The organism is Ornithinibacillus scapharcae TW25 (assembly GCF_000190475.1).
Classification (GTDB): Bacteria; Bacillota; Bacilli; order Bacillales; family Amphibacillaceae; genus Ornithinibacillus; species Ornithinibacillus scapharcae.
The window spans coordinates 1-17,994 of record NZ_AEWH01000043.1 but is presented as its reverse complement, the minus strand read 5'-3'; the positions used below and the strand labels follow the sequence as shown (position 1 = coordinate 17,994).

The window sequence follows — 17,994 nt, the reverse complement described above, 5'->3', positions numbered from 1 at the left end:
AATTGTAGGATAAAACGACAAGATGGTATAGTTATAGATACATAGAGTATTGAGAAAAGTCAAAAAGCACAGGTGGACGGGAGAAAGGGGATACTTCTTTTGAGAAAGACAGGTCTAGTACTGCTTACGATCATTTTTGTGGTGTTATGTTATTTTACTTCTGCTTCCGCTATAAGTGTCTTCAATTCTGGTTGGGAAATGCCAAAGTCGATAGATGGAAATGAGGCAAGGTATCGGCTAGTTCTCATTACCCAGGATATTGATACGCCTTTTTGGGATCAGGTTGGAAGAGCAGCAATGGATGAAGCGGAGAAGCTTGGCGTAAGTCTGGAAATATGGGGGAACTATGGTGGTCATGAAGAAGATTTTTTAAGGAATCTTGAGATTGCTATTCAATCCAAAGTAGATGGAATTATTGTACAAGGACTTGACTCCGATGATTTCAAGGAACTAACAAGAGTGAAAGCTTCTTATTATGGAATTCCAATTATTACGATAGCGAACGATGTCCCAATTGAAGAAAGTCTTAGAAGAACCTATGTTGGTTCGAATCAATATGAGGCAGGACAATTAATAGCTAAACAGCTCATTACGGATATGGGGGACAGTGGCGATGTTGTTCTCATGTACAATCAGAATGTTGAATATTATCAAGGGCAACGATTAACGGGTATTGAAGAGGTATTGGCCAGGTATTCCAATATCACAATACATCATGCGCAAACTTCTAATAGCAGGGAAGATATCGTAGGTTCTACACAGAGCATTTTGAATCAAGTACCAGAAGCCGATGCATTTATTGCGGTAAATGCTAATACGGTAGGGGCAATGGTTCAGGAAATTGGTAAGCGCTATCAAATTGAACCTTTCTATATTTATTCCTTTGATGATGGACCAGAATCGATACCATTACTGGAAGAAGGTCTAATAGATGCAGTGATTAAACAAACTCCAGAACAAATGGGGAGAGATAGTGTTTTCATTATGATGAAATGGTTGAATGGCGAAACAGTGCCACTGGACGCAGCGGGATATTTGACGGATATTCAAGTTATGGAGGCAGCTGATCTGAATGAGTAAAATACAGAAGAAAATTTGGACTGTCTTTGCGATTGTACTCGTAATTATGTCAGCCATCTGGATTGCGCTTACCTATTACAATAACAAAACATTAAATCAATACAATGGGATACTTGAACGATATTTAAATATGAATGAAGTAACAACTGCCAGTCAACAGGTTATAAATGCATTAAACGATTATATGCTGAATCCGTCATTGGATAACCTGGAAGAAATTGAACTAAGTAAACGGCAAGTGCTACTTGCCAAGAGTCATGTCCATAAGCTTAGAAATGAGGATAATGATTTTACACTTACGAACTATATTCATCTAGTAGATAGTTTTATCGAATCAACAAACCGTTTTATTCTATTTTATTCTGAGAACGAGATAGAAGCTTCGACTTTGGAATTTGCTGAGGCTACTAGTATATCCAATCACATTTCAGACATGACACTAACATTGATTGATAAGGAACTAAAAACCTATGATAAATTCTATCTAGGGATGATTGAGCAATCTGCTAATCTAAAAGAGTTAGGGATTTGGTTGATATTATTAATTGCATTCATTTTATTAGTAATTTCATATTGGTTTTCAAGGAGTATTACCAAACCAGTACTTGAGCTAACTAAAGCAGCTAATGAGCTTTCGAAGGGGCGATTTGATTTGCAGGTAAAGGTTGAGACAAATGATGAGATTGCCTTCCTAGCAAAAACATTTGACCATATGAGAAAGAATATTAATAAGCTATTTATCGAGACGAAGCACAAAGCTAGACTGGAACATGAACTCCAGCAAAACCAAATTCTATTGCAAGAAAGTCAGTTTCGTAGTTTACAAAATCAGATTAATCCACATTTCTTATTTAATACACTGAATACGATTTCCAAAAAGGCTTATTTGGAAGGTGCTGAGGAAACAAGTGATTTGTTAGTAAATATTGCTGGGCTACTCAGATATAACCTAAAACAGATGGATCGTTCTGTAACATTGAAGGAAGAAGTGGGTGTATTGAAACAGTATATGGAAATACAAAAAGCAAGACTTACCGACCGCTTACATTTTAAGTTGGATGTGGAAGAGGATTGTTTAAAGCAAATCATTCCACCACTTACATTACAGCCGTTAATTGAAAATGCTATTATCCACGCTATCGAACCTAGAGAGGATGGGGGTACTATTACGGTACGGATTTTTCAACAGGGTGAACACGTGAACATCGATATTGAGGATGATGGAATAGGAATGGACTTGGATAAGATTGAACAAGTTCTCCACGAACAGTATGAACCAACAGAAGGACATTCTACTGGAATTGGATTAAGTAATGTCGTCAAGCGCCTAAAGTTATTTTACGGAGTGGAGGATGCTCTTTCAATAGAAAGTATCATAGGAAATTATACAAAAGTGATGCTAAAGCTCCCAAGGCAAAAGGAGGAATGAATATGATACAGCTTTTAATCGTCGATGATGAACAAATTGAACGTGATGGCATGAAGGCTATATTACACACATCGTTTCCTAGCCTTGTTATACATGAAGCCAGAAACGGAAGCGATGCTATAGATGTTGCGAAACAAATAAAGCCTGATTTGATATTAATGGATATTAAAATGCCTGGAATAAACGGACTAAATGCACTTGTACAAATTAAGGAAGAACGTCCGGATACAAAGTTCATTATGGTAACTGCCTATGATACCTTTGATTATATGCGACAGGCTATAAAACTAGGAGCTTCCGACTACCTACTGAAGCCAAGTAAGGCAAATGATATTGTGGAAACAGTCGGAAAAGCATTAAAGGAGATTGTCTATGAAAAGAAGGAACGAGCTACGACCGAGCATCAGCAAGCCGTACTTCAAAAGACAAAAGCAGTTATGGAGACGGACTTGGTTACCCAGTTATTATTCGAGCATGTCCACGAAGTTAGCTCGAAAATACTGGTCGATATTCTAGATATCGATACCGGATGTGAGATTTTTGTCATGAATATTAGAACACCAAATTCTAGTAATCGGTATTCGGTGGTGAAAGAAACGATGAGAAGAACGGGTACTTGTTTAGTAGGTGCTTTATCTAGCAATCAAGTACCAGTGATTGTATTTAGAAATTCTAAAATTTCGTTTCGCTCCCAAGCGATTTCACTAGCTAGAGAATTACTTTCGATACGGGAGAAGCATGAGGAAGGCTGGTTCATAGGTATTGGCAATGTTTATCCATCTCTAAGCGATGTTAGAAGGTCCTATCAAGAGTCATTAGTTGCAATGGAAACATTCTCAACCTTAAAATATCAGTTTTATTCAAAAGACTTAGTTGGGGAGGAAACTATAGAGGTACGTGTGAAGAAAATTAAGGAAGATATTTCTGACCAAATCAAGCTAGGTCAGTGGGGAACGGTACGTAATGCGGTAATAAGTCTTATTCCCTTTTTTGAATATCATGGGATATTACCTGTACAAGGACAGCAGCGGATATTAGAGATATTATGGGTAGCTTCACGTGTATTGCAGGACTTAGGGGTTGAAAGCGAAACTCCTATATTTGCATATCAACCAACAGATTATCGTCAGCTTCGTACGGAAACTGGCAAATTACTAGAACAAATGAAAGCGAAATATGAGGACTATTATCAAAGATTAGAAGCGGATAACGTGGAACAAATTAGACAATACATTATGGAGCATTCTCATGAGGAAATATCCCTTGAAACATTAGGGAATAAAATAGGATTAAGTCCAATCTATATTAGTAAATTATTTAAAGAAAAGCTTGGAATTAATTACATTGATTTCTTGACAAGATGCCGTATCGAAAAAGCCAAAAAGCTGATGCAGGATCCAAGTAGGAGTATTAAGGAGATTGCGATTGAGGTGGGGTATCATGAACCGAATTATTTCAGCAAAGTTTTTAAGAAGAATGTTCATGTCTCACCGAAAGAATATCAAAATTCTATTCTAGGAAAAGAAAAATAGAACACAATGTCGGAAATGGTGGTGGAGCGGTGAATAGGTGTTTAAACTGGTTAACTATAATACTAGTAATGATTCCATTTGCTGTATTGGTTGCCTGTGAGAAAGAACAGGTTAGTAGTGAAACGGAACAGACCTTACCAACGTATACAAAAGAAGCGGATGGTTCCAATGAAGATCCAATTAAAATCGGCTTTTCAATGGATACGTTAGAAGAAGAGCGTTGGTTGAAGGATAAAGCATTATTTCAAGAAGAGTTAGAGGCTCTAGGTGCAGAAATAGAGATTATGATAGCCAATGAAGATGCAGCCCTACAGATTGCACAAGTAGAGACCATGATTAGTAATGGCGTTGATATTTTAGTCGTTGTCCCATATTATACTGAAACTACAGCAGCGATTGTAGAGAAGGCCCATTCTGCTGGTGTGAAGGTTGTTTCTTATGACCGGATCATAACAAATGCAAATGTTGACTTATACGTATCGTTCGATAATGAATTAGTGGGGGCAATCCAGGCGGAAGCCATTACCAAACTGGTACCAAGAGGAAATTATGTCTATATTGGTGGCTCTATCACAGACAACAATGCCATCCTTTTGAAGAAGGGTGTTTTCCAAGTTCTTGAGCCCTATATTGACCGTGGGGATATTAAAATTGTCTATGACCAGTGGACAGATGATTGGAATCCAGACAAAGCGTATCAAAATATGTTAGAAGCACTGGAGAAAAATGATAACCAGATAGATGCTGTTATTGCTGGAAATGATGGTACAGCTGGTGGTGTAATCCGAGCTTTAGAAGAAAAGGGACTTGCCGGGAAAATACCGGTGGCGGGACAGGATGCAGACCTAGCTGCTATTCAACGAATTGTTCATGGAACACAAACGATGACGGCCTACAAGCCAATTCGTGAACTTGCCAGAAAAGCAGCAGAACTTTCCGTGGCACTTGCGGAAGGAGAACGAGTGGAAGTAGATAGTAATATCAATAATGGAAAAATTGAAGTACCGTCCGTTTTACTCTCGCCAATTGAAGTCCATAAAGATAATATTGAAGAAACCATCATTGCTGATGGGTTTCATTCGCGTGAAGAGGTATATGATAGTAAATAATTTAGGAGGGATTACATTGAAAGCAGTTATTATCGAAGAATTTGGTGGTCCTGAAGTATTACAATATAAGGATTCACCGGTACCGAAATATGGGGAAAAAGAAGTACTTATTAAAGTAACGAAGACAAGTGTCAATTACGCAGATATTAAAAACAGAACGGGTAGGAAAGCGAAGGGCAACTTTCCAATTATCCTTGGATTAGATTTAGTTGGGACAATAGTAGAGGTAGGCAGTGATGTGAAGGAATTGGAAGTTGGACAACGAGTCATTGCCTTCCCTCGAACTGGATCATACGCGGAGTTTGCTGTCGCGGATGCACAACTTGCCTTTCCAATTCCAGAAGAAATTCAAGACGATATTGCTGCAGCAAGTCCAATCGTATCGATTCTCTCCTATAAGCTGTTAAAGGATGTTGGGAGAATTGTGAAAGGAGAATCTATTCTTATTCACTCCGCAGCAGGTGGTGTTGGGACAACAGCAATCCAATTGGCAAGGCTATTAGGCGCTGGAACAATCATTGGTACGGTAGGAAATACTGCTAAAATGGATGTTGCTCTAGATGCAGGAGCAGATCATGTCTTTACGTATGATGATTTTTCAGACAAGGTACTCAAGCTGACGAATGGTTATGGTGTTGATGTTATACTCGATTCGATGTCAGGTAAGGTAGCAGAGGATAGTATAAGATGTTTAGCAGACTATGGTAGACTTGTTCATTTCGGTAATTCAGGCGGAGTCGCAGGCGATTTTAAGACCACTGATTTTCACGCAAGCTGCCGTTCTGTGTTAGGCTTTAGTCTCGGAACGACTCGGAAGAAACGCCCATATTTACTTCGTGAAGCGGCTGAACAAGTTATTCGTTATTTGGCTAGCGGAGAGTTAAACATTGTTATTGGGAGAGAATATCCATTGAGTAACGTAAAGGATGCACATCAGCTAATGGAAAGTAGGAAGCATACGGGGAAAATCTTACTTCATGTTGATGAGTGAATATACTTGGACCTTCTAGGTTACAAAAAGAGTGCTACTTTACGACGGTAAAATATCGTATTAAGATAAGGGATAGACAAGTCATTAATATCTGAGCGAGGGGATACAGTATGTTCAAGAAACGAAAACAAAAACCAATTGATCTCATTCAGCAAGAGGTAATCGATATAGAAGAAAGTGATATCCAGCAGCACGGTAAACATTATTCCGATGACAAGCTCTGGAAGAAAATAGGGAAGTTTGCTAAAAAGGCTGGTTCGTCAGCAGTCTATGCAGTTCTTATCCTTTATTACACATTACAGAAGCCAGAGATCCCTGTGAAGGTAAAGGCAACAATTGTCGGAGCGTTAGGATACTTTATTTTACCTATTGATTTAATTCCTGATGTAGCGTTCGGAGCAGGATTTATAGATGACTTAGGTGTTTTAACCGCGGCATTATTACAAGTAGCTGTTCATGTGGACGACGAAGTAAAAGCTAAGGCTAAGGATAAGCTACAAAGCTGGTTTGGTAATGAGGTAGATACATCAGAGATTGATAATAAGTTGAATGGTAATAATTAAGGAATACTTAAACATAGCTGTTTAAGTATTCCTTTTTTTAGTTGGAAATGATTCCTTTGGACAAGAAATTACAAATGGACGAAATATTAATGCTTCATTTAGAATTGATGGAAATTTCTGTTAAGGTTACAATGTAAGTATATGATTGGAAAATTGAAATGTTTGAAACTAATCGGAGGAAAAGGTATGAAAGCGGAAAAAACATTAAAAACCGTAATCGATGTAATCGGTTTTCCTTTTACACTGACTAATTTATTATTAACGAAAAACAGGCAACTGAAAGAACCCGGTCAGCTAATCAAACGGAATGACCGAATGATACATGCCATTGCCTCTAGGAATGAAGAGGCTGAAGTGACGGTTATTTTTGATTCGGGATTAAGCTGCTGCTCGTTGGATTGGTGTTTCATTCAACCACAAGTGTCTAAATATGCAAGAACAGTTTCCTTTGACCGGGCGGGTTATGGTTGGAGTTCGCCTAGTGAGCAACCGTACACGAGTGAAGATGTTGTACATGATTTAGTACATATATTAGAAAATCTAAAGCTAGCACCACCATATATATTAGTAGGTCATTCTTTTGGTGGATTAAATATGCGGTTGTTCGCGAGTAAATACCCTGAAAAGATAGCTTCTTTAATTCTGGTCGACGCTGTTCATGAGAACAGATATCTAAGCGAAGAGTGGGATGCCGCTCGTCAACAATCTCACCGAAAGAACCTTCAAATATTTCGATTTGGTTATCTAACTTCTGGGATAGGTCTACCAAAACTATTGAAACAACCGGTAGGTCGGAAATATTTACCTGATCCTTTTCGTGAACACGCAAGGTATATCGGATTTCATCCTAAATCTTATGAAGCTGTATATCAGGAGTTTTTAATGAGCGAAGAATCGGCAATGCAAGTTAATCGATCAAAAGCTCTACCGGATGATTTGTCTTTGACCGTTATCAGCTCAAATAATTCAGATCCTACATGGATAGAGCATCAAAACTTACTTTGTAACTTAACAAAAAACGCGAGACAAATTAAGACCGTGCATAGCCATTCGCTTCATTTAGAAAACCCTGAGTTGGTGATTGATGTGATTAAAGAGGCTATTCGACAAAAGTGTGATGTTTAAGTTTTGTTGGTTTACCGGTATGTAATAGAGTTTACTAGGGGGAACTTATGGAGACCATTCGAGAAGTGTTAAAAAATAGTAAAACATTACAAGGTCCTTTTCCGGAATTTCATTCTGAACAGGTTTCAGACACACCCCAGGAGCTTTTTCTTATATGGTATCAAATGGCTTTAGAATACGGTGTACCAGAACCGCACGCGATGACTCTTTCGACTGTGGATGAAGCTGGTTTTCCAGATGCGCGTATCCTTATTTTAAAGGATATTGATCAGTCAGGCTGGTATTTTTCATCCAGTTCTATGAGTGAAAAAGGAAAGCAACTGGCGAATAATCCTCATGTAGCAATTACATTTTATTGGTCTGCGATAGGTAGGCAAATCAGAATTCGGGGACAAGCGAGTATCATGGGGAAGGAGTTAAGTGCAAGGGATTTTCTTAATCGTGGAAAAGTTGCGCGCGCACTAGCATTAATTGGTAAACAAAGTTCTGTTTTAAAGGATCATCAAGAACTAGATGAAGCATTGGTTGATAAACTGTTAGAAATAGAGCAGAACCCTAATACTGTCAACCCCAATTGGACATTGTACAGGGTCGAAGCGAAGGAAGTAGAATTTTGGCAAGCTAACGAAGAACGCAAACATATACGGTTAAAATATTACAAGGATAGAGAAAAGTGGTTGAAGCAGCTGCTATGGTGTTAGTTCGTACTGTGCTAAAAGATAATTAAACTACTACAAGAATGATTAAGGGGATGAGAGCGGTGGATGAGTGGTTAAACGTTCAAACTCTAATTTGGTTATTACCCATTATGTTTGTGTTACATGATTTTGAAGAAATTATTATGGTTGAAAAATGGGTTGGAAAGAATTCAGCTAAAATATACGAAATAGTACCAACTAAGATTGCGGATAGGATTATAAAACAATTTTCTATGACCACGGCACAGTTTTCTGTTGCGGTACTAATCATATTTTTATTTGTAAGCGGGTCTACTATCCTAGCAAATCAACATGTAGTACAGGGGAATCTAGGAAATATACATATGTTTATCGTTGTAACCTTAGTGTTCTTTTTACATGCTTTTACACATATCGGTCAATCTATTCTTCTACGATCCATCACACCAGGTGTCATTACATCAATCATTGTTATTCTTCCATACAGCTTTTTTTTGTATCAATCCTTATTAGCGAATGATGTGATAACATGGTCAACTATTCTTGTCTGTTTACCTTTCTGTATCTTTATCATACCGGTTCTTTTGGTTGCCCATTGGATTGGGAAAAAAGTAGTTTAATTATTTATGAGAGATTGAGGAGCATCCAATCGATTATAATACGAAGCAATTTTGAAGAGTAAGTAGGAGCTACTAATTGCTATTCTTAATGAGATATCCATAATGTTTGGAAATAAATTGTTATCATAATAAATAACCCATAAAAAACAGAGTTTATTAATCTATTTCCGAACAATATGTACTATTTTTTAACAAAATTCACCAAAACTTAGCAAAAAGTTTACATACTATTATTCTATTTATGCTACAATAGCAACGTACATAAATACTAGAATAGTAGGAAGGGGAAAAATTTTGAAAATATTTCGTTTTGGGTTGAATTTATTTTTTTCTTTAACATTAATTGCTAGTTTAGTAGTTCCGACTATTGCACTTGCTGAAGAGGAAGATTATGTTAATGTTCAAATTTTAAGTGTGAATGATTTACATGGAAAAATTGACAATGAGAAAGCCCCAATTAGCTTCTTAGCTTCTTACCTAAAGGAATATGAAGCCAAGAATGAGAACACATTAATCGTGCATTCTGGTGATATGATTGGTGGTAGCCCAATTATCTCTGCCCTATTCCAAGATGAACCAACAGTAGAAGTCATGGAAGCAATTGGATTTGATGTTGGGACACTAGGTAACCATGAATTTGACGAAGGTGTAAAAGAAATGCTTCGTATGGTAAATGGTGGAGAACACCCAAATGGTACCCCTGGTTATGATGGAATGGATTTTCCAGTAGTAGCTGCTAACGTACAATTTAAAGATACTAAAGAACTAATGTTAAATCCTTACTTCGTTCAAGAAATTGCCGGACAAAAAATTGGATTTATTGGTGTTGTCACTACCGAAACGCCAGGAATGATTGTACAGGATGGAAATGAAAATCTTGAAGTAACAGATGAGATTACTGCTATAAATAAATATGTACCACAACTAACAGAGCAAGGTGTAGAAGCAATTGTTGTATTAGCACATAACCCTGGTTATCAAGAGGGTGATGTTATTACAGGTGATGCAGCGGATATAGCGAATGGTGTTGATGATGCGGTTGACGTAATTGTTGCAGCACATAACCATGTTTATAACAACGGATATGTTGACAATAAATTAATTGTTCAAGCGTATGAATATGGTGAAGCTTTTGCTGCGATAGATTTAGATATTGATCCAACAACTGGAGATATCGTGAATAAGTCTGCTGAAGTCATTAAGGTTGATATTGAAGCGAAAAAAGCAGATGAAGAAGTTGCTGCTATTTTAAAGAAATATAATGATGAAGTGGAAATTGTGAAATCAGAAGTGCTTGGTGAGGCGGCTGTAGACCTTGATGGTGGCTATGGAGTCCGAGGTAAGGTTGGAGATAATGCATTAGGAAATCTACTTGCTGACGCAATGAAAGTAGCGATGGACGCCGATTTTGCCTTTATGAATGGTGGAGGAATCCGCGATGATATTGGAAAAGGTGATATCACATTTGGAGATCTCTTCGATGTTCAACCATTTGGTAATACACTAGTAAAAGCAGAATTTACTGGTAAAGAAATTAGAGATATACTGAATCACCAAATCAGTGTTCAATATGGCCCAGATTATAGTGTTGCTGGATTAAAATACACTTGGCAAAATGAAACACAAGAGGTTGTTGATATTTTCTTACCAGATGGAAAGAAAATCAAGGATAATGAAACATACACTTTAGTTGTAAACAACTATATGTTTGGTGATCCGAACCAGGTAATTGGCAAATATGCGAAAAACTCGGAGCAAGGTCCTGTTGATTTAGATGCAACAGTTGAATTTGTAAGTTCATATGAAGGTCCAATCACTTATGCTGCAGAAGGTCGTATTTCGCAAGTGGACAAACCAGCTGGAGATAAGGACAAAGAAGAACCAACAAAACCAACGAAACCAGATAAACCTAGCAAGCCTGCTAAACCAGAAAAGCCAGCAATTAAGAAGTACATTGTAAAAGCTGGTGATTCTCTATGGACTATCGCAAAAGATATCTATGGTAAAGGAATAGAATGGAAGAAGATTTATGAAGCAAATAAAAAGTCTAATGGCGGCGTAATTTCTAATCCAAATAGAATTTACATTGGACAATATTTACTGCTTCCATAAAAATATAGAAAAAGGATGCTGTCGAGAAGTGACAGCATTCTTTTTATTCTTGTTGATAGAAGAAGTAACGCCAAGTGCCAGGCTTGCCAGGCTGTTTAAGATGTTTCAGAACTCCGGTAACTGATCAAGGTTATTTTCCTTTATACCATCCGGCTCACTGCGTATAATATCTCGACCATATTTGTGAAAAACATCCACATGCGCCAGTTGGCCAGCTTTTGCTTCCTCTAACGCTGTCACGTAATCCAATTCACGTCCTGAGTCTGTTTTAAACGCAATAATATCACCATCGTCATTTTTTCGTACAGCCACAATGGAATCCTTGCCTTCTGATTTTGAATGAACGGAAGTCTGTTTGTCACTTTGATTACGATATTCATTATAAATTTGTTCGAAATCTTTTTCTGCCATACGATTAACTCCTTATTGATACTCAGTAGTTTGTCTGATTTGTCGTTTCACTTCTTCTGGATTGGTATCACTGTAAATGCAGTACCCTTTCCAACAGTTTTCGCAAGTAAAGCTTTTACCTCGTTATAGGATAAACCTGATTCTGCATTCCGACGCTTCACTTCTTCTATATCCGTACCAGCAGCAGTATATTTTTTTGTAGACATTGTAACTTCCCCTTTCTTTAAGTATATCTTGTGCTAATCGCCACTTAATTATGAGATAATGGTCTAAAACTGTTTGGTCATCAGGGGGAAGAGGTATGTACGGTAAAACTACTTTTATTTTAGTAATGCTTATTTTTGGAAGCATCGGATTATTTGTACGAAATATTGAACTATCATCCAGTGAAATCGCCCTGTTTCGAGGTGCAATAGGGAGTATATTCTTAATAGGAGCAAGTTTTATATTAAGAAAGAAGGTAACTCTGAAAAACTCCAAACGAAATTTGATTTTATTAATTTTGTCAGGAGCTGCTATGGGGTTTAACTGGATATTTCTATTTGAGTCTTATCGCTATACGACAATCTCGAATGCAACTCTAAGTTATTATTTTGCACCTATATTTGTCATGGTACTAGCTCCATATTTGTTAAAAGAAAAATGGACGGTAACCAAAGCAATAAGTATTCTAATCGCTTTTATCGGATTTTTATTCGTAGTGCAACCTGGCACAACTGCCGGAGAAACTTATCAACACCCTGTAGGAATTGGATATGGACTTTTAGCAGCTGCACTATATGCCGGTGTTATTATCATCAATAAATTCATCAGTGGTTTATCACATCTGGAAACAACCATTATGCAACTTGGTGTTGCGAGCATTGTTCTGTTCCCGTATGTAGCATTAACAGAGCCAATGAATTACAGTGGAGTATCCTCGCAATCCATCCTTTTCATTCTAATTTTGGGGATAATACATACTGGTGTTGCCTATTTACTATACTTTGCATCCATGAAAAAGTTAAAAGGACAAACCATTGCTGTGCTGAGTTATATAGATCCTATATCAGCCGTTCTCATGGCTGCTATCATTCTTCATGAAAGCATGAGCATTCTACAGATTGTTGGTGGAGTTCTTATTCTGAGCTCAACTTTTATAAGTGAAATGCGGATAAAACGGAAGAAGCTTGCGAAGTAATTGGTGGTAGGGTACCCTCCTCATCACGTATTTAATTCAAAAAATCTAAATAGCAGTTGATGTTACCTGCTGTCAAAGTGTTCTTGAACCGAAAATCCAAATAAGAAAATGATGATACCTGCTGTCATAGCGTTCTTGAACCGAAAATCCAAATAAGCAGATGATGATACCTGCTGTCATAGCGTTCTTGAACCGAAAATCCAAATAAGCAGATGATGATATCCACTGTCACCGCGTTTTTGAGCCGAAAATCGAATAAGAAAATGATGAACCTCCATGTCATCACGTTCTTTAGCTGAAAATCAATTAAGAAGATGATGATATCAACCACACTGTATTTCATAAGATAACGAAGTCGATTTAGAATTACCTCCATTAACTTTAATAACCGCTATGTACACCGCTGAAAAATCAGTCGGTTTTTTTATTTGAATGCTTCGGTTGTGTAAACATTTCCTGCATTCCAGATTAAATATTGTGATATACCTTGATCTTTTATGGCTTGTATCTGTTTACGAACATCTTCTGCATTATACGCACTAATATAGTCAAAATCTTGCACCCATGGACGAATAATGGCGGTATCTTTACCGCTCTGTTTTAGCTTTTTGTTGCGTTGGTTTGCATCCTTCATAGCCTGAAGCATGATTTCATATGGTGCACGGTCAGGGTTTGCTACCCCGTATGAACCTGGTGCGTAATGTGAAGGATAGGTCATTGGTGAGATATAATCGACGTGCGGGGAGATATTCTCCCATAATTGGCCGATTCCCATATCATCAGAGGCCGTAGTTACTAATCCAAATACATCTGCAGAAACATATATTGGTTCATTTTTGAGTTGCTCTTCTGAGTATTTCAGAAAGGATAAAATATTATCTGCTTTGGAAAGCCCGTCTGGATTATCATACGCGACTTCTTGGTCAACTTTTTTGGCGTTTTCCGGGAAACGGATATAGTCGTACTGGATTTCATCAAATCCACTGTTACTTACTTCCTTAGCAATGGATGTTATATAATTCCACACCTCTTTTTTGTATGGGTCGACCCATTTAATACCAGAAGCATTCCAAAGTGCTCCATCTTTCCGTTTTATTGCAAAATCAGTTTGGTTTTCAGCGAGATAGGGGTCTTTAAAAACGACGATTCGGGCAATGGTATATATCCCTTCATCTTTAAAGCGTTTAATGAGTTTTGTTAAATCCATTGTAGCAGGATTGCTATCGGAGCCAATTTTGTTGGCTAGATCAATATTGGAGTCGTAGGTTAACTTACCGTAGTCATCCTTTACATCAATAACTGCTGCATTGAGGTTTGTACTCTTGATGAGGTCAATATATTGTTGTACATTTTCTTCGGTTATGGAAGTTCGATTTAAATAAATCCCTCTTACATCGACTCTTTCCGGTTTTTCTACTTGAACTTTTGGTCGTTCTTCTTTATTGTCTAACGACTGTACCTTCTTGGTATCTTCGTAATTAGATGACAGCTTTCGAACTCGATTATCTAAGTTTTCATTAGTTGTATTCAGATTATTACCAATTGTGTTATAGTTATTTATATTATCACCTGGTTTGTTGTTGACTTCAGGTGTTGCTTGATTGTTTGTACATCCAAATAGAAGCGCGATACATATGATGGAAATTAATTTCTTAAACAGTGGTATCCCTCCTTGTAGTTTTGTTCTTACGTTATGTTGGAGCAAGAATTTTGATTCGAGTTATAAATTAGCAATAACGTGTGATTTTTCTTGTACATGATAATTTAGGTGTGTGGGAAGAATAAGTTAGAAATTATCTTATATGCTGGGGGAAATGATATGAGTTTTATTCAATTAGTGAAGAAAGGAAATACATCATCTGGTGTGGCTGCGATTGGTAATGCTTTTCTAGCCATTATAAAAGCAATTGCCGCGGCAATTAGTGGAAGCGGAACTATGTTTGCATCATCTATGCATTCATTTGCGGATGCGGTAAACCAAGGATTTGTCTTTTTTGGTAGTGTGTTATCGGAAATGAAGCCATCTAAACGGTTTCCAATTGGATTTGGACGGGTTATTAATATCTTCTGTATGGTTGCCGTTATAGTTGTCACAGTAATGGCATATGAAACGATTAAAGAAGGGTGGCATTTAATACAACATCCGGCAGAAGCATCTAACTTTTGGCTGAATATCGGGATTTTAGTTGCAGCATTTGTAGTAGATGGATTTATTTTAGTTAAAGCAATGAAAGAGATTAAAGAAGAAGCAAAACTTGAGGGAAGTGGGAACCTGATTGCGACGGCTTTTAAAGGTGCAAGTAAAGCCTCTCCAGCTACACGACTTGTATTTTATGAAGACTTAGTAGCTACGTCAAGTGCAGTGCTTGCTATTATCGGAATTGTCTTGTCACAATACTTTGATATCCTCCAAGCAGATGGGGTTATATCTATTTTCATTGGTATTCTTATGCTTTATGTCGCATTTAGGGTTGGGTATGACAATATGATTGGCCTCATTGGTGTTACGGCACCCGCCGATGTTGAAAATAAAATAGCTGCGGTATTATTGGAAGAAGAGGCGGTAGTTGATATATACATGATGCGAGTGATCCAAGAGGGGAGAACCTATCATGTAGAGGTTACCGTTGAGCTAAAGAAAGGGTTAACGCTTGCGGATGCTGATGATATTAAGTTCCAGCTTACTGATAAGCTATTAAGGGAGTCAGAAATAGCGGATGTAGTCCTAGGTATCATCGAGGATGATGCAAAACGCTCATGGCAGGACAGGCAGCCAGAATAGATAAAAATCATAAATGAAAAGCTTGAGGACGATAACCTCAAGCTTTTTAAATTTCCATATAATAAGGGAGTTATGCAGCACTTATTTTAAACCAGCTTTCTCATAAGCATTCATACACCATACTTCAAATTCATCAACTGGTATAGGCTTGCTGTAAAAATACCCCTGTCCATAAACATCGTGGACCGATAATAAATCAATTTGCTCCTTCGTTTCAATTCCCTCGACAACTACTTTTGTATTAATCTTTTTACCAATTTGAATGATTGCTTCTAATAAAGAACGAACGCGGTTATCTTCTAGGGAATCATTAAGAAACGATCGGTCAATTTTTAGTTCGTCAATTTCAATATTTCGAATCATACTTAACGATGAATAGCCAATTCCAAAGTCATCAAGCGAAACACCTACACCAAGGTTCCTCAGTGCAAAAATATTATCTTTTGCATCCTCATAATAGAGGAAAGCACTTTCCGTGATTTCAAGTGTTAATAACGTTGGGTCAACTTTTTCTTCTGCAATAATAGATTCCACTCTTTCGATAAAGTGTGGAGCCATTAATTGTCTAGTTGAAATATTGACAGAGATTGGAAAAGACTTCATCTTTTTTTCCTTAAATCGTTTAATGTCGCGACAAGCTTGTCGCAGTACCCATTCTCCAATTGGAATAATGAGTCCTGTTTCTTCTGCAATTGGAATAAACTCATCCGGAGGTATTTTACCTAATCTACCTTCCCAACGAAGCAGTGCTTCTGCACCTGCAATTTGAAACGTCGCAATATCAAATTGTGGTTGATAATGTATGGATAATTCCTGATTCTCTATTGCCTTATGTAAATGAGTTTCCAAAATCATTTTACGTCGCATTTGCTGATTTAATTCGTCATTATAAAATTGATAGTTGTTTTTGCCATTCTCTTTAGCAAGAAACATAGCGAAATCTGCTTTCTTTATTAATGCTTCAGCGTCATCTTCTGTATCAAAATTCACACTTATTCCAATACTAGGCGTTGAGATAATTTCCGTTCCATTAATTTTGTATGGAACATTCATTTTCACAATTATCTTTTGTGCTAGTTCTTCAATTTCAGTGAGACTACGATTTTCTAATAAAACTAAGAATTCATCCCCACTTTGTCGTGAAACAACATCATTAGGGGTTAATACTGATTTCAATCGCTCAGCAATTAAGATTAAGAGCTGATCACCTGTACTATGACCCAATGTATCATTAACACGTTTAAAGTTATCATAGTCTATGAACATAACACCGAGTGAACGTCCAAACTTTGCTGAGGAAATTAAGGCAGTTTCCAGATAATTTTGGAACCATTTTCGATTTGTAAGTCCGGTTAAGGAATCATAATGAATTAGTTGATTCATTTTTTGTTCAGCTTGTTTTTGGTCAGTAATGTCAAAGATTACACCATCAACATGTGTTATCGCTCCAGTTTTGTCCGTATGCGGAGTGGCGCGCTCTTGTAACCATCTAATTTCCCCGCTGCTGTGGAAAAATCGATATGTAATTGTTGTTTTCTTTCCTGCTTTTTGCTTTTCTATCGACTCCAGTAGAATATCTTTATCATCTGGATGTACGACATCTTGCCAGTGATACGGGTTTTCCTTCAGTTCTTCTATGGAGATACCATAGATATTTGCAAATCCTTCTGTAAATGTATGCTCATCTGTTTCAACGTCCCAAGTCCAAAACGTTATATCATTGTTATCGAATAACTTTTTTAGTTGGGTCTCGTTTGATTTTATCTTCCATCCTAATGTACCGATTGAAAGGGCAATGATCGCGCCTAACAGATATGGAAATTGCTGTTGCATCGGTAGTTCGCTGGTTGCTGGTAATAATCCTACTACCATATAGATAAAACTTAAGATTAATAAAAGAATAATCCCACTATATAGTCCGCCATAATAAGAAAATAATGCAATCATCAGTATATTAGCAGTCCAATATAGCCCATCAATTTCTAGAGTCGTACTGGTTTCAATATAGATGGAAAATGCAATGATCATAGGACCTAATATCCACAAATTTAATGGGACTTTCCGTATGCTAAATTTATTCATCAGTTTTCACCTGTCAGAAATTGTCGAAAAAGTATTTGTTATTTAGTAGTGTATCATAGATAATTAGAATTGAGAAATATATTTTGATAACTTATTTTATTCTTATATTAAATCGTTATTACCTAATGGTGAGACTATTCTGTCGTTAATTTTATAAAAATATTATCCATAAATTGACAGATTATGTGATATTTAGCACGGTGTTAAATCTTTCTATTTCGAGATATATTTTATATAATAAATCGACAATCTGAACACCTCTAGGTATAAATACCTATTGAACTATTAGGTATTTTTTAGT

At 37.1% G+C, this 17,994-nt stretch carries 17 protein-coding genes; 12 read left to right on the top strand and 5 right to left on the bottom strand.

What is annotated here, in order from left to right; genetic code table 11:
* Nucleotides 1-99: 99 nt before the first annotated feature.
* From G5W_RS0111045 to G5W_RS0111000, 10 genes are all read left to right on the top strand, one after another.
* The gene (locus tag G5W_RS0111045; protein WP_010096676.1) at nt 100-1,080 is read left to right on the top strand and encodes a sugar ABC transporter substrate-binding protein; all 981 of its coding nucleotides are present in this window, start codon (nt 100-102) and stop codon (nt 1,078-1,080) included.
* Nucleotides 1,073-2,509, top strand: a complete 1,437-nt coding sequence (locus G5W_RS0111040; protein ID WP_010096675.1) for a sensor histidine kinase — start codon at nt 1,073-1,075, stop codon at nt 2,507-2,509. The genes G5W_RS0111045 and G5W_RS0111040 overlap by 8 nt, the downstream gene beginning before the upstream one ends.
* Before the next feature lie 2 nt (nt 2,510-2,511).
* The gene (locus tag G5W_RS0111035) at nt 2,512-4,041 is read left to right on the top strand and encodes a response regulator (RefSeq protein ID WP_010096674.1); all 1,530 of its coding nucleotides are present in this window, start codon (nt 2,512-2,514) and stop codon (nt 4,039-4,041) included.
* A 29-nt stretch (nt 4,042-4,070) separates the two neighbouring features.
* Nucleotides 4,071-5,150 (top strand): D-xylose ABC transporter substrate-binding protein, encoded by a 1,080-nt coding sequence (xylF, locus tag G5W_RS0111030; RefSeq protein ID WP_010096673.1) that lies wholly within the window; start codon nt 4,071-4,073, stop codon nt 5,148-5,150.
* A 16-nt stretch (nt 5,151-5,166) separates the two neighbouring features.
* Nucleotides 5,167-6,141, top strand: coding sequence for a quinone oxidoreductase family protein (locus tag G5W_RS0111025; protein ID WP_010096672.1), 975 nt, complete (start codon nt 5,167-5,169; stop codon nt 6,139-6,141).
* Nucleotides 6,142-6,251: 110 nt separating this feature from the next.
* On the top strand, nt 6,252-6,704 hold the full coding sequence (locus G5W_RS0111020; protein WP_010096670.1) for a YkvA family protein: 453 nt from the start codon (nt 6,252-6,254) through the stop codon (nt 6,702-6,704).
* A 186-nt stretch (nt 6,705-6,890) separates the two neighbouring features.
* Nucleotides 6,891-7,829, top strand: coding sequence for an alpha/beta fold hydrolase (locus tag G5W_RS0111015; RefSeq protein ID WP_010096668.1), 939 nt, complete (start codon nt 6,891-6,893; stop codon nt 7,827-7,829).
* A 47-nt stretch (nt 7,830-7,876) separates the two neighbouring features.
* On the top strand, nt 7,877-8,530 hold the full coding sequence (locus tag G5W_RS0111010) for a pyridoxine/pyridoxamine 5'-phosphate oxidase (protein WP_010096667.1): 654 nt from the start codon (nt 7,877-7,879) through the stop codon (nt 8,528-8,530).
* Nucleotides 8,531-8,589: 59 nt separating this feature from the next.
* Nucleotides 8,590-9,126 carry an HXXEE domain-containing protein gene (locus G5W_RS0111005; RefSeq protein WP_010096666.1) on the top strand — a complete coding sequence of 179 codons (537 nt, stop codon included), beginning with the start codon at nt 8,590-8,592 and terminating at the stop codon, nt 9,124-9,126.
* 294 nt (nt 9,127-9,420) lie between these two features.
* On the top strand, nt 9,421-11,238 hold the full coding sequence (locus tag G5W_RS0111000; RefSeq protein ID WP_010096665.1) for a 5'-nucleotidase C-terminal domain-containing protein: 1,818 nt from the start codon (nt 9,421-9,423) through the stop codon (nt 11,236-11,238).
* 105 nt (nt 11,239-11,343) lie between these two features.
* Here G5W_RS0111000 and G5W_RS0110995 read toward each other — a convergent pair whose 3' ends face one another.
* Nucleotides 11,344-11,649, bottom strand: a complete 306-nt coding sequence (locus G5W_RS0110995; RefSeq protein ID WP_010096664.1) for a DUF3892 domain-containing protein — start codon at nt 11,647-11,649, stop codon at nt 11,344-11,346.
* Nucleotides 11,650-11,696: 47 nt separating this feature from the next.
* Nucleotides 11,697-11,855, bottom strand: a complete 159-nt coding sequence (locus G5W_RS23965) for a hypothetical protein (RefSeq protein WP_010096663.1) — start codon at nt 11,853-11,855, stop codon at nt 11,697-11,699.
* A gap of 95 nt (nt 11,856-11,950) precedes the next feature.
* Here G5W_RS23965 and G5W_RS0110985 point away from each other — a divergent pair, with 95 nt between their 5' ends.
* The gene (locus G5W_RS0110985) at nt 11,951-12,829 is read left to right on the top strand and encodes a DMT family transporter (protein WP_010096662.1); all 879 of its coding nucleotides are present in this window, start codon (nt 11,951-11,953) and stop codon (nt 12,827-12,829) included.
* 124 nt (nt 12,830-12,953) lie between these two features.
* Here G5W_RS0110985 and G5W_RS23580 read toward each other — a convergent pair whose 3' ends face one another.
* Together G5W_RS23580 and G5W_RS20970 are read right to left on the bottom strand one after the other, a co-directional pair.
* Nucleotides 12,954-13,205, bottom strand: a complete 252-nt coding sequence (locus G5W_RS23580; RefSeq protein WP_157998047.1) for a hypothetical protein — start codon at nt 13,203-13,205, stop codon at nt 12,954-12,956.
* 48 nt (nt 13,206-13,253) lie between these two features.
* Complete coding sequence (locus G5W_RS20970) at nt 13,254-14,534, bottom strand: putative glycoside hydrolase (RefSeq protein WP_010096661.1); 1,281 nt, start codon at nt 14,532-14,534, stop codon at nt 13,254-13,256.
* 114 nt (nt 14,535-14,648) lie between these two features.
* Between G5W_RS20970 and G5W_RS0110975 the strand changes: the two genes are divergently transcribed.
* On the top strand, nt 14,649-15,611 hold the full coding sequence (locus G5W_RS0110975) for a cation diffusion facilitator family transporter (RefSeq protein ID WP_010096659.1): 963 nt from the start codon (nt 14,649-14,651) through the stop codon (nt 15,609-15,611).
* 81 nt (nt 15,612-15,692) lie between these two features.
* On the opposite strand, the gene G5W_RS20965 is transcribed toward G5W_RS0110975, so the two are convergent.
* Nucleotides 15,693-17,693 carry a bifunctional diguanylate cyclase/phosphodiesterase gene (locus tag G5W_RS20965; RefSeq protein ID WP_010096656.1) on the bottom strand — a complete coding sequence of 667 codons (2,001 nt, stop codon included), beginning with the start codon at nt 17,691-17,693 and terminating at the stop codon, nt 15,693-15,695.
* Nucleotides 17,694-17,994 lie beyond the last annotated feature (301 nt).

Coding starts and splice junctions, on each gene's coding strand:
- G5W_RS0111040 (WP_010096675.1), top strand. CDS start 1,073: ATGAGTAAAATACAGAAGAAAATTTGGACTGTCTTTGCGATTGTACTC.
- G5W_RS0111035 (WP_010096674.1), top strand. CDS start 2,512: ATGATACAGCTTTTAATCGTCGATGATGAACAAATTGAACGTGATGGC.
- G5W_RS0111020 (WP_010096670.1), top strand. CDS start 6,252: ATGTTCAAGAAACGAAAACAAAAACCAATTGATCTCATTCAGCAAGAG.
- G5W_RS0111015 (WP_010096668.1), top strand. CDS start 6,891: ATGAAAGCGGAAAAAACATTAAAAACCGTAATCGATGTAATCGGTTTT.
- G5W_RS0111010 (WP_010096667.1), top strand. CDS start 7,877: ATGGAGACCATTCGAGAAGTGTTAAAAAATAGTAAAACATTACAAGGT.
- G5W_RS0110995 (WP_010096664.1), bottom strand. CDS start 11,649: ATGGCAGAAAAAGATTTCGAACAAATTTATAATGAATATCGTAATCAA.
- G5W_RS23965 (WP_010096663.1), bottom strand. CDS start 11,855: ATGTCTACAAAAAAATATACTGCTGCTGGTACGGATATAGAAGAAGTG.
- G5W_RS0110985 (WP_010096662.1), top strand. CDS start 11,951: ATGTACGGTAAAACTACTTTTATTTTAGTAATGCTTATTTTTGGAAGC.
- G5W_RS23580 (WP_157998047.1), bottom strand. CDS start 13,205: ATGGAGGTAATTCTAAATCGACTTCGTTATCTTATGAAATACAGTGTG.
- G5W_RS0110975 (WP_010096659.1), top strand. CDS start 14,649: ATGAGTTTTATTCAATTAGTGAAGAAAGGAAATACATCATCTGGTGTG.
- G5W_RS20965 (WP_010096656.1), bottom strand. CDS start 17,693: ATGAATAAATTTAGCATACGGAAAGTCCCATTAAATTTGTGGATATTA.